The organism is Sulfurospirillum diekertiae, assembly GCF_011769985.2.
Lineage (GTDB): Bacteria > Campylobacterota > Campylobacteria > Campylobacterales > Sulfurospirillaceae > Sulfurospirillum > Sulfurospirillum diekertiae.
Genome location: NZ_CP039734.2, coordinates 2726693 through 2737849, shown reverse-complemented (window position 1 = coordinate 2737849; position 11157 = coordinate 2726693). Strand labels below are relative to the sequence as shown.

At 38.6% G+C, this 11157-nt stretch carries 9 protein-coding genes; 3 read left to right on the top strand and 6 right to left on the bottom strand.

Annotation, left to right across the window (positions count from 1 at the left end; all coding sequences use genetic code 11):
* Positions 1–159 precede the first annotated feature (159 nt).
* Complete coding sequence (gene ruvC / locus FA584_RS14065; protein ID WP_167749882.1) at positions 160–633, top strand: crossover junction endodeoxyribonuclease RuvC; 474 nt, start codon at positions 160–162, stop codon at positions 631–633.
* On the opposite strand, the gene thyX is transcribed toward ruvC, so the two are convergent.
* The 6 genes from thyX to FA584_RS14040 all read right to left on the bottom strand — a co-directional run bounded on the left by thyX (position 630) and on the right by FA584_RS14040 (position 8360).
* A complete protein-coding gene (gene thyX / locus FA584_RS14060; protein WP_167749881.1) occupies positions 630–1244 on the bottom strand; it encodes an FAD-dependent thymidylate synthase in 615 nt (204 codons plus the stop codon). The two genes, ruvC and thyX, sit on opposite strands and share 4 nt — an antisense overlap.
* A gap of 58 nt (positions 1245–1302) precedes the next feature.
* The gene (gene flgE, locus FA584_RS14055; RefSeq protein WP_167749880.1) at positions 1303–4140 is read right to left on the bottom strand and encodes a flagellar hook protein FlgE; all 2838 of its coding nucleotides are present in this window, start codon (positions 4138–4140) and stop codon (positions 1303–1305) included.
* An 85-nt stretch (positions 4141–4225) separates the two neighbouring features.
* The gene (locus tag FA584_RS14050) at positions 4226–5995 is read right to left on the bottom strand and encodes a flagellar hook-basal body complex protein (RefSeq protein ID WP_167749879.1); all 1770 of its coding nucleotides are present in this window, start codon (positions 5993–5995) and stop codon (positions 4226–4228) included.
* 11 nt (positions 5996–6006) lie between these two features.
* A complete protein-coding gene (locus tag FA584_RS14045; protein ID WP_096047749.1) occupies positions 6007–6711 on the bottom strand; it encodes a flagellar hook capping FlgD N-terminal domain-containing protein in 705 nt (234 codons plus the stop codon).
* 22 nt (positions 6712–6733) lie between these two features.
* Positions 6734–7240 (bottom strand): flagellar hook-length control protein FliK, encoded by a 507-nt coding sequence (gene fliK, locus FA584_RS14590; RefSeq protein ID WP_228448574.1) that lies wholly within the window; start codon positions 7238–7240, stop codon positions 6734–6736.
* Complete coding sequence (locus tag FA584_RS14040; RefSeq protein WP_228448573.1) at positions 7212–8360, bottom strand: hypothetical protein; 1149 nt, start codon at positions 8358–8360, stop codon at positions 7212–7214. Before FA584_RS14040 ends, fliK begins: the two co-directional genes overlap by 29 nt.
* A 360-nt stretch (positions 8361–8720) precedes the next feature.
* Here FA584_RS14040 and typA point away from each other — a divergent pair, with 360 nt between their 5' ends.
* The gene (typA, locus tag FA584_RS14035) at positions 8721–10520 is read left to right on the top strand and encodes a translational GTPase TypA (protein ID WP_167749878.1); all 1800 of its coding nucleotides are present in this window, start codon (positions 8721–8723) and stop codon (positions 10518–10520) included.
* A gap of 77 nt (positions 10521–10597) precedes the next feature.
* Positions 10598–11155 carry a LemA family protein gene (locus FA584_RS14030; RefSeq protein WP_167749877.1) on the top strand — a complete coding sequence of 186 codons (558 nt, stop codon included), beginning with the start codon at positions 10598–10600 and terminating at the stop codon, positions 11153–11155.
* Positions 11156–11157: the final 2 nt, after the last annotated feature.

Below are 11157 nucleotides of genomic sequence, written 5' to 3'. Positions count from 1 at the left end.
AAACGCTCCTTAAAAAAGTCTTCACCCTGTGAATATCATGTGAATAAGTTTGATTTATTTTATCTAAACTATTATTAGTTATATGTTAAAGCGGGTATGGGTATAATGTGAAAAAAGTTATTCACCCTGTGAACAAAGCTGTGAATAAAGGACAAAAAATTGGTTATTTTAGGAATTGATCCGGGGACACGTAACTGTGGATATTCTATTCTCAAAAAAGAAAAAAACAGCCTGATTCTCATTGAAGCAGGACTGATTAAAATCAAAGAAAAGGTGCTTCAGCATCAGATTATGGAGCTCGTTGAAGGGCTTGATACGATCTTTAAACACCATACGATTGATGAAGTAGCGATTGAAGATATTTTTTATGCCTATAATCCTCAAACAGTGATTAAATTAGCACAATTTCGAGGCGCTTTAAGTCTAAAAATTTTACAAACCATTGGTAATTTTAGTGAATACACAGCACTTCAAGTGAAAAAAGCCGTAACAGGAAATGGAAAAGCGCACAAAGAGCAAGTCGCTTTTATGGTGAAAAAGATTTTGGGAATTAAACAAGAAATTAAACCTTTGGACATTACCGATGCCATTGCCATTGCTATCACACATGCCCAAAGGGTAAAAGTGAGTTAGGCAGGCTCTTTAATACTAAAAAGGTATTTGTGCTCTTCGGGAAGGGCATCGTAGAGTGCATGAGCAAGATTTTGAATTTCCCATAGGGCACTTTTATCGCTGCGAAGGGTTAAAAAGTTTTGAAGACTCCTGGCATTAACGGTCCATGTAAGCTCTGTCTTGTAGCTCTCTGGTAGGCAGTATTTTGCCTTATCATTACTAATACCTTCAACGAGGACTAAACGAAGGTTTTCAAGTGCTTTAACGCTCATTTCATCAACCATCTCCACACCGGTTAAAACCAAGTATTTTGAAGCGCGTTCAAAATCTTTACATGTAAAGCTCTCTTCGTTCTTTAACTCTTTAAGTGTGTAGCGTGTTGATTTGACGGAGAGCGAAGCCATACGATGGCGTGCGAGCTCTTGAAGTAGGGCGCGCGATACTCCTTCAATGTAGAAGTTATAGACTAAATGTTCTAGGGTTGAAGCGTGTTTAAATTTATTGCCGACGCGATCAATAAGCTCTTTGTCTTTTTCGCCACCTTCGTCGCTTTTGTCAAAACTTTGCCAGCAGGTACGAATGGCATCGGCACAAATAAGAAGGGGTGTGTAATGGTTGAGTGTGATTTTCATGAGTGAGTCCCAAGTTGTTTTTTGGGACTCATTGTATTACATGTAAGCTAAAAAATTGTTATTTGAGTTGGAGGAGCGTGTTGAGCATTTCATCCGCAGTTGTGATTGTTTTTGAGTTAGCTTGGTAACCTCTTTGAATAACAATCAACTGTGTAAGGGAGCGTGAAAGGTCAACGTTACTCATCTCGAGTGAGCTTGCTTGAATCGTACCTTTACCACCTGTTGCAGCTTGTCCAACGATAGGATCACCTGAGTTAGAGGTTTGAACAAAACAGTTACCACCGTCACTCTCAAGACCTTGGTTGTTGGTAAACGTTGCCATAGCCACTTGTGCAAGTGCAAAGCTACGACCGTTGGTAAAACTACCGATGATTGTTCCGGTTTCATCAACGCTTAGACCATTCAGATCGCCACCTGAGTAACCATCTTGGCTAATACCTGAAGTATTAGAGTCTTTATCAAAGCTGGTTATACCATCAAATTGTCCGAGTGTTCCGAATTTAAGTTCGATGTTTTGATTGCCTGTTGATCCGTTATTTGCTGTATAAGTAAGGTTTCTTGGTGAATAGGTTGCCAAAGAACCATCGGAATTAAAGCTAACGGTTCCCGTTACAATGTTTTCAGGATAATTTCCAAGGTTAATGTCGCCTGGTTCTGGAACAGAAATAAGAACTGACCATTCGGTACCACCTTCAGATGTAAAGCCTGTTTTGGTAAACTCAAGTCTTACCGTATGTTTTGATCCTAGTGAATCGTAAACATCAATACTTGAAGCGTGACTTGCAGCATAAACAGCTTGAGATGTTCTAACCGATGTACCAGAGGTCAATGTTCCTTGAAGGGCATTGATCGTTGTACTAAAGTTTGTATTTGCAGCAACATTATTTGTTGCATTGGTAAGGTTTGTTATCGTTAGGTAAAGAGGAAAATCATTGTCTGATTTATAATTGGTACCAGGAAGGAGTGTTATATCAGTGGTTGCCCCAGTAAATGTAACAGTCGTTCCAGCAGGAAGTGTGCATGCTTCTGTTAAAGTAGTATCTGCTGCTAAGGTAGCCGTCGAACCTGCTGCATAGGACGTACCATTAATAGTGGTTGCTGTTACAAAAGTATAAGTACCTGCTGGTAAAATGGTACTAGCAGGAAGAGAAACCGCTTGATTTGCTATACTTGTTGTTAATGCAGCATCTGTTTTTATATTATTTGGATCAGGTGTCATATTGGTTATATCACCATCATCTGCATTAAAAGCATCACCCGTAGGGTTTGAAATTTCGAATTGTCCTGTACTGTTTACTTTAACGGTAACACCATCATTTTTATTTGCACTTTGAGCTGCAGTAGTTAGCCATTCATTTTTAACATTTGTATCATTGGTATCTACTACATTGCCATTAAAAAGAGTGCCAATAGGAAGAGTAACATCTGCTTTTGCAAGTTGAACACCACTAACTGCACCAATAGTAGGATAACCAGCTAATGTCGAAGCCAAAGTATCAGCACCAAGAGCGGTACCATCAATGATAGTTCCTGCTGGTAATGTAATATCTGAAGGTAGTGTAAAACCACCAGAAAAGTCTGTTCCAACAGAGTATGATTTAGCACCAGTTAGTGTAGTGCCCGAAGCTGCAAGAATATCTGCACCATCAGCAACAGTAGTGCCCTTATAGTTAACATAAAGTCTTGCATCTTTTTGAAGTGCCTCTCTTAAATCTTCGGTTGTTGTAAAGGTTCTCTCTACGCCATCATCATAACTATGGGTTGTATTGAGTGGGCTAGGAGTATAGGTATATTGATAAGCTGTAATAACAGTAGTACTTTTTAAATTTGTATTATCGGTAGCAGAATTTACAGTTAATTTAATATTTTTACTTGCTGCTTCTGTGCCTGTTTGATTGTTATTAGTAAGATAGAGTCCTGTACCGCCTGTAATGTTTGCTTGAACGCCCGTTTTACCTGTTTTAGCATTGATTAAACCGGCAACATAGGATGCAACGGTTGCAGCATCGGTGGATGTAGTACTACCTGTAATGGTTTCGCCATTTAAAACAAGATCAACGACAGTTGATCCAGGAGCTGCAATGGGAATGGTAGTAGTTATTGCTTCTGCAAAACTTGTCCAAACACCTTGTCCCTTTGTAAGATTAAATGCATTACCATCAGAGTTAAAAAGTGCTCCAAAGTCTTGCCCACGTTCATAAAGTGCTTTGCTGGTATCAAACATATTACTGCCAACATCATTTTCATTATGGGTTTCAGATGGTTCTTGAATACCATTACCATTTACATCAACCCATCCACTATTTGCATCTAAAGAGTAAATAACGGATTTATGGGTTCCAACACTAGAACCTGAATCAAGGTTAGCTTTGACCGAGATGTAACTTGAAGCATTCGCCGGTGTTGTCAGTCCGGGTGGAATGGTGATGTTGGCAATTGGCGATGTCGAATCAATTGCAAGTGTTGCTTTATCTCTATTCCAACCTTGTGCGATATATCCGTTGGTATCGACAAAGTTACCGTTAGCATCGAAGGTAAAATCACCGCTTCTGGTGTATTTATAAGTACTTCCGCCATCTGGGGAGACAACGAAGAAACCATCACCTTGAATAGCAAGATCGGTTGTTTTATCTGTTGTTTCAATGGAACCTTGTTTAAAGATTTTTGTGACCGTACTTACTTGTGTTCCAAGTCCGATTTGCATTGCATTTTTACCACCCAGTTCGCCTTGGGGCGCTGTTGCAATTTTAGCGGTTTGACTCAAGAGATCAGAAAAATTTGCTCTACTGTATTTATAGCCTGTGGTATTAACGTTTGCAATGTTATTACCTTCAACGTCCATTGCGATCTGGTGTGCCTGCAAACCGGTAACGCCGGCCCAGAGTGATCTCATCATTGCGTATCCTTTTTAAAGTTACTTTTTGTTTTTATCAATTTGTATCAAATGTAAGCAATTTTTATTCCATGAAATGCCATTTTCGTTAGGTTTTCATGTTGATTGCATTTTTAATTAAATCATCGCTAGTAGTAATACTTTTTGAGCTGGCATCAAATGCTTTTTGGGTAATAAGAAGCTCTGTTAATGCCGTTGCCATACTGACATTACTCCCTTCTAATTTATTACTAAAAATAGTTGAACCTAAAAAACTCTCACCGTTTTTATCCGTATAAAAGATAGGTTTTCCGCTATTATTAGACGCTTCAAAAAGGGTGGAAGAGTCTTGTGTAAGCCCTTGATCATTTTGAAAATGGTAAATAGCCACTTTTGCAACAGCTGAGCTTTTACCATTACTAAATTCAGCAATAACATTGCCATTAGTATCCATAGCATAGTCTTTTAAAAAGCCTTCAGCAGATCCATTGGAAGTTGCAACATTAGCTTTTTTAATGGTTGTGCTTGAAATAAGTCCATCAAAATTACCCACTGTTCCTAAGTTAAGCTCTAGAGGTGTTCCTCCGTTGGAAAGGGTAGGTACAGTGTTTGATAGAAGCTGTCCCGCTCCACCAAAGGTGAGTGTTCCTGTTTGGGTATCCACAATGTTATAGACTTTATTGGTTGAGGTATCAACATAATATTTCGTAGGATCATAAATTTTTGTAACAACACCTTTTGTAATATCGACATTATAAATGCTAGTATCATACGTTTTAGTCGAATTATAGTTTTCTACAGTATAGTTTTCCAAATAACTTAATATCTTAATATTGGTATTCCATGTGCTACCAGATGATGCTTGTGGAACTTGTTTGGTAAAGGTCATATCAATAATATCTTTACTGCCATCAGGGGCAATAATACCTGTTGTCAGGTGTTCCGTATTGGCAATCTCTTGAATAGATTTTACAGAAACACTTGCTGTTAGGGCAGAAGTTGTATTTAAGCCACTCACATCAGAATTTGAAATGCTCCAATTTAAAGAAGCATCCAGTTCTGTTGAAATATTTTGTGTTTTTCCATCAACATCGGTTAATGTAACAATGACAGTGTCACCTTTTTTAGGGTTTTGAATTGCTGTTGTATTGTTGACAGTGCCACTTAAACTCACTTGTCCTGCAGTAGGTGTTACGGTTGAAGTGTAATCAGCTGTATCTAAAGGAACAGTTACATTATCAGTCTTAATTGTCGGATCAAGATTTGCACCGTAAGAAACTTTTGTCGTTGCAACAGGTGGGTAGTAGAGAATATCAGGCAAAGTTACTTTCGTTTGACTGCCAACACTTCCCAAAGGAACATCGCTCATAGGCGTAATAGCGTAAGGAGTAAGTGCGCCGCCCGTTGTAGCGGCATTGTAATATGTTCCAAATTTAGCAAGGGTTGCTGCATCAAGCGATGTAGGTGCAATATTGTTGCCAGGGGTCGCCATAAGATAGTAACCATCAGCATTGACCAAAGAGCCTTGTGCATCAAGTGAAAAAGAACCAGCACGGGTATAATATGTCTTTGCAGCATCTTGCCCTTTAACGCCAAACCAACCATCTCCTTGAATGGCAAGATCAAAGGGACTATCGGTATTTTCAAGAACACCTTGTGCTAGATCTAAAGCAGTGGTTTGGCTTTGCGCTCCAAGACCTTTATCATTGGAGTAAGAAGCATACGTGCCTGTTAATACGGTTGAAAAAAGAGTTGAAATTTCTGCACTACTCCCTTTATAGGCACTTGTGTTGATATTGGCAATATTATTGGCCTGCACATCCATCGCAAACTGTTGTGATTTGATACCAGAAATTCCATTGTAAAAAGAGCTAGTCATGAGAAATTCCTTTATTGATCATAAAATTCAACAACATCACTCATGGCATAATATTGAGAACCCAATTTAATATAAGTTGATCCGGAGTCATAACGTACCGATTCAACAGGGTAAACACCAAATGCGGTTGTTTTTGCTGCACCTGTTGAGTCTACATACGTTGCAGTAACACTGTAAGCACCATCTTTAACGAGTGTGCCGGAGTTGTCTGTTCCATCCCAATTAAAGGATAAAACACCACTTTTCCCTGCTGCTACAGTGCTAAGATCAATGGTTTTAACTGTAGCGCCCGTGCTATCAGCAATAGTCATTGTTCCCGTTTTGATTTGTGTTGGAAAATAGACTTCATAAGTTGATTTTCCACTGCTAAGTGAAATAGCATCACTGCCGATGCTTCCCATTTTCCCAATGAGTGCCGTTGCATTAGAGTTAACACTCTGTTTAAGCTGGGTTGTCAAATTTTCCAAAGCAGTATTTGTTTTTGTGGATGATTCCAACGTAGCAAGTTGTGAAGTTTGTGTTAAGATTTTATCAGAATCCATAGGACTTGTTGGGTCTTGGTGTTGAAGCTCTGTGAGCAAAAGTTTTAAAAAATCGTCTTTTCCCAATGTATCTGAAGACGTTGTTGAAGCGGCAGTTGTCGAACTACTCGTGCTCGTTGTTGTATCAGTACCTGTTTTAATAAGATTGGAATAACCGTTTGTATTGATTGCCATAATGTATCCTTTTCTTTATAATTTATACGTATTGAGGAATGACAATTTCTAATGACGCTGTCTCTTCCTCACTTGATTCCGTGGTAAACTCTTTAGAGTTATCACTACGTTGTTTTTGGTTTTGCTGTGATTGGTCGCTATTTCGTTGGTCACTAAAATTCATTTGTAGATTAGTAAAACCCATATTAATCAGTGCATTTTTAACGTCATTTTGGTTTTGAGTAAAAAGTGACATCGTACTCGTGGTGGAAGAGATGTTTACATGTAAATTATTTCCTCGTGTGAGTAACGTAACATCCACATCTCCCAAGCTTTTAGGACTTAAAGAGAGTTCTACCTTCATAATAGGAGGTTTATAGGCTTCAATTTTTTCTTTAAGATCCGTTGCAAATTGGTTCAAACTTTCTTTAACTGGTACGGCTTTAGTGGTTGACAAATCTTGTTTTACGGTTACTTTACTATCTGTTTTAGCATCGACTGTTAGTGGTGTATCTTCTGATTTAGCAATTTCCTTCTCTTCTGGCTTCACCACTTTTTTGTATTTGTGTTACCTCTTCTGCTGAAGATGCAACATCACTGATTGTTTTATCAGATTTCACAGTTTTTAGGACAGTATCGGTTGTCTCTTCTACTGTTTTGACCAAAGGCTCTTTTTTAACCTCATTGACGTGTGTGGTAGCAACTTGAATTTGTGCAGGTTCTTCTTGTGTGACAACTTCCGCTGTTTGAATGGGTGTTGCAGGCTTTTTAAGTTCGTTGTCATTCACTACTTTTTGAACCACTGTCTCAAGCGGTAGTGTCGCTTGAGTGTTTTCCTCTTGTGGAGTTTGAAGCGCTTTTGCAAGAGTATTTTGTTGCTTTTCATTTACTATAAGTGGCTCTTCAACAATAGGAGTGTTTAACGTTGTTGTAGTATTGGTAGTATTGGTAGTATCTATTGTAGGTGTTGTAGATGTTGGTTTTACCTCTTTTGAAATCAGTTCACTTAATATGGATGGCGTAGTGGTTGGGATTTCCGTTGTTGTTGTTGGCTGTTTATCTAAAAGGCTCATAAGGTTGGTTGTTACCGCTTTGGTTGTTTCGCCATTTTGTGTACTTTGAACTGTAGTGAGAGCCGTTTTAAGATCATCGAAAAAATTATTTTGAGCGAGTGTTGGGAATTTCTTTTGAATGCTATCCATCGTTTCTGTTGAGATTGAAAGTTTTTCCAATCCAAGATTATATTTTTTAGATAAATCCATCAAATCACTGACGTTTTTAACATTGGCAAAATCTTGACGAGCTGTTTCGCTTCCAAGAATTTTTTCAAGTGTAGAAGAGGGTTTAAGGGTTGGAAAAATGGTTGTTTGCGAATTTTGTTGAAGTGCATTAACAACACTAAGAAGGTCGTCTAGTAGGTGTTCATCCACACTTTTGGCTTTTTGATCGGTTGCCGTAAGATTGAGATTTGTTTCATTTGTTGTTGGAGCTTCTTGTGCGAGATCACTCAGTGAAACTTGTTTACCTTCTTTTGTCATTTGACTTAGAATAATGGAAAAAAAACTCTCGGAAAAAGCACCATTGGCACTCTCTGCTTGAATGGGTTCGTTTGTTGAAGGCGCAAGAGTTATAGGGCTTGGAGCTGGAATAAAGGAGAGAATATCTTGCATTGCCATGACCTTAATTTTTTATTTTTATAACATTTTCCGAACGAAACTTTAAAACGACATTAGCTACAAAGCCACAAAACAAGGGCTATGTGCCGAGGTTTCTCTGAAAAGCTTGCCTTTTAGAGAGAAATAGCATCTTTCTTTTTTGACCTATCCTTCAATCAAAGAGATGATTTCACTCTTTTGACAAGCAATACTCATTCCAATTTTAAAAAATGAACGCTCAAATAGCTTTACATGTAAGGATATTTTAATTTTAGTAAGAACGTGCTATAATGAAGCATATTTACTTCATCAAACTACACCAATCACGTACGTTTTATATGAGATGTAAAAGTCAAAGTTTACGAGGAGAATTTTTTGCAAGAGTTTAGAAATATTGCCGTGATCGCGCACGTTGACCACGGAAAAACGACCTTAGTTGATGAGCTGTTAAAACAATCAGGAACGTATTCAGCACATCAAAAAGTAGAAGAAAGAGCGATGGATAGCAACGATCTAGAAAAAGAACGTGGTATCACCATCCTTTCTAAAAATACAGCTATTCGCTATAAAGATACTAAAATTAACATTATCGATACTCCAGGCCATGCTGACTTTGGTGGCGAGGTTGAGCGTGTTTTAAAAATGGTTGATGGTGTTTTATTGCTTGTCGATGCCCAAGAAGGTGTTATGCCTCAAACCAAATTCGTTGTTAAAAAAGCATTGAGTCTTGGTCTGTGTCCGATTGTGGTTGTCAATAAAATCGACAAACCAGCTGCTGATCCTGATCGTGTTGTTGATGAGGTATTTGACCTTTTAGTGGCTCTTGGTGCGAATGAAGATCAACTTGAATTCCCTATCATTTATGCAGCAGCACGCGATGGTTTTGCTAAATACAACATGAGTGACGAAAGTAAAAATCTTGTGCCTCTTTTTGAAACGATTCTTAAGCATGTTCCAGTTCCGACTGGCTCACCAGAAAACCCTCTTCAGCTTCAAGTGTTTACCCTTGATTATGACAACTATGTTGGTAAAATTGGTATTGCACGTATTTTCAATGGAACGATTAAGAAAAATGAAACGGTATTGCTTGCCAAAGCAGATGGCGAACAAATTCGTGGACGTATCTCTAAATTGATTGGTTTCCATGGATTGGATAGAATCGACATCGCCGAAGCAGAAAGTGGAGATATCGTAGCCATTGCTGGCTTTGAAACACTCGATGTGGGCGATAGTATCGTTGATCCAAACAATCCAATACCTCTTGATCCATTGCACATTGAAGAGCCTACGCTCTCCGTTGTTTTTGGTGTTAATGACTCTCCTTTTGCTGGACTTGATGGTAAATACGTTACTTCCAACAAAATTGCTGAGCGTTTAGAATCTGAGATGAAAACCAACATTGCAATGCGTTATGAGAATGCAGGCGAAGGTAAATTTAAAGTAAGTGGACGTGGTGAGCTTCAAATTACGATTTTGGCAGAGAATATGAGGCGTGAAGGTTTTGAGTTCTCTCTTGGACGTCCCGAAGTTATTATTAAAGAAGAAAATGGCGTTAAAATGGAGCCATATGAGCATTTGGTGATCGATGTTCCCGATGATTTTACAGGTACGGTAATTGAAAAATTGGGTCGTAAAAAAGCGGAAATGAAAGCGATGAACCCAACGGGAGATGGTCAAACGAGAATTGAGTTTGAAATTCCTGCACGTGGACTTATAGGTTTTCGTGGACAGTTTTTGACCGATACCAAAGGTGAGGGTGTTATGAACCACTCATTCCTTGATTTTAGACCACTCAGTGGCGAAGTTGAACACCGTAAAAATGGTGCGCTTATTTCCATGGAGAATGGAACTGCGATGGGCTATTCACTCTTTAGTTTGCAAGAGCGTGGTGTTCTTTTCGTGGATGTACAGTATAAAGTTTATGCGGGTATGATTATTGGGGAGCATTCACGTCCGAACGATTTGGATGTCAATCCTATCAAAGGTAAGCCACAAAGTAACGTAAGAAGTAGTGGTGCTGATGAAGCGATTAAACTCGTTCCACCACGCAAAATGAACCTTGAATTAGCACTTGAGTGGATTGAAAATGATGAATTGGTAGAGGTAACACCTATCAACATTCGTATTCGTAAAAAATACCTAGATCCAAACCTACGTAAACGTATGAGCCGCTAAGAAGTTTTACATGTAAAGATTTTGCCACCCATATGATGGCAAAATCCTATTGTGTGATAATAATTGAGGAGGTTACTGTGGAAACATTTTTAATTGTTACAGGTGTCATCATTTTTATCATTATTGTCATGTACAATACGCTAATCTCCAAACGAAATCAAGTCGATAATATCTTCGCAGGACTTGATGCGATCCTCAAAAAACGTTACGATCTTCTCCCAAACCTTGTGGCAACTGTGAAAGAGTATATGGTTCATGAACGCATTACACTTGAGAAGATCACCGAACTTCGCTCAAAAGCCACAACAAATACTCTGACAGATGCTGAAACAGTAGCCCTCGATAAACAACTCTCTTCCATGCTTGGCAATCTCATGGTCGCTGTTGAAAACTACCCTACACTTAAAGCGAATGAAAATTTTTTACACCTTCAAGGTACACTGAATGAATTGGAAGAGCAGATTTCAGCGGCACGTAGAGCATACAATCAAAGTGTAACGGACTATAACAATGCCATTCAAATGTTCCCTACTAATTTTATGGCAGGTTTTATGAAGTTAAAGCGAAAAGAGGTTTTTAGTATTCCAGTGATGGAACGCCAAAATGTTGATGTGAAAAACCTTTTTCAAAAATAGGT

Excerpts from the sequence above, each read along its gene's own strand:
- FA584_RS14050 (WP_167749879.1), bottom strand. The coding sequence starts at position 5,995 with ATGACTAGCTCTTTTTACAATGGAATTTCTGGTATCAAATCACAACAG.
- thyX (WP_167749881.1), bottom strand. The coding sequence starts at position 1,244 with ATGAAAATCACACTCAACCATTACACACCCCTTCTTATTTGTGCCGAT.
- flgE (WP_167749880.1), bottom strand. The coding sequence starts at position 4,140 with ATGATGAGATCACTCTGGGCCGGCGTTACCGGTTTGCAGGCACACCAG.
- FA584_RS14045 (WP_096047749.1), bottom strand. The coding sequence starts at position 6,711 with ATGGCAATCAATACAAACGGTTATTCCAATCTTATTAAAACAGGTACT.
- FA584_RS14040 (WP_228448573.1), bottom strand. The coding sequence starts at position 8,360 with ATGCAAGATATTCTCTCCTTTATTCCAGCTCCAAGCCCTATAACTCTT.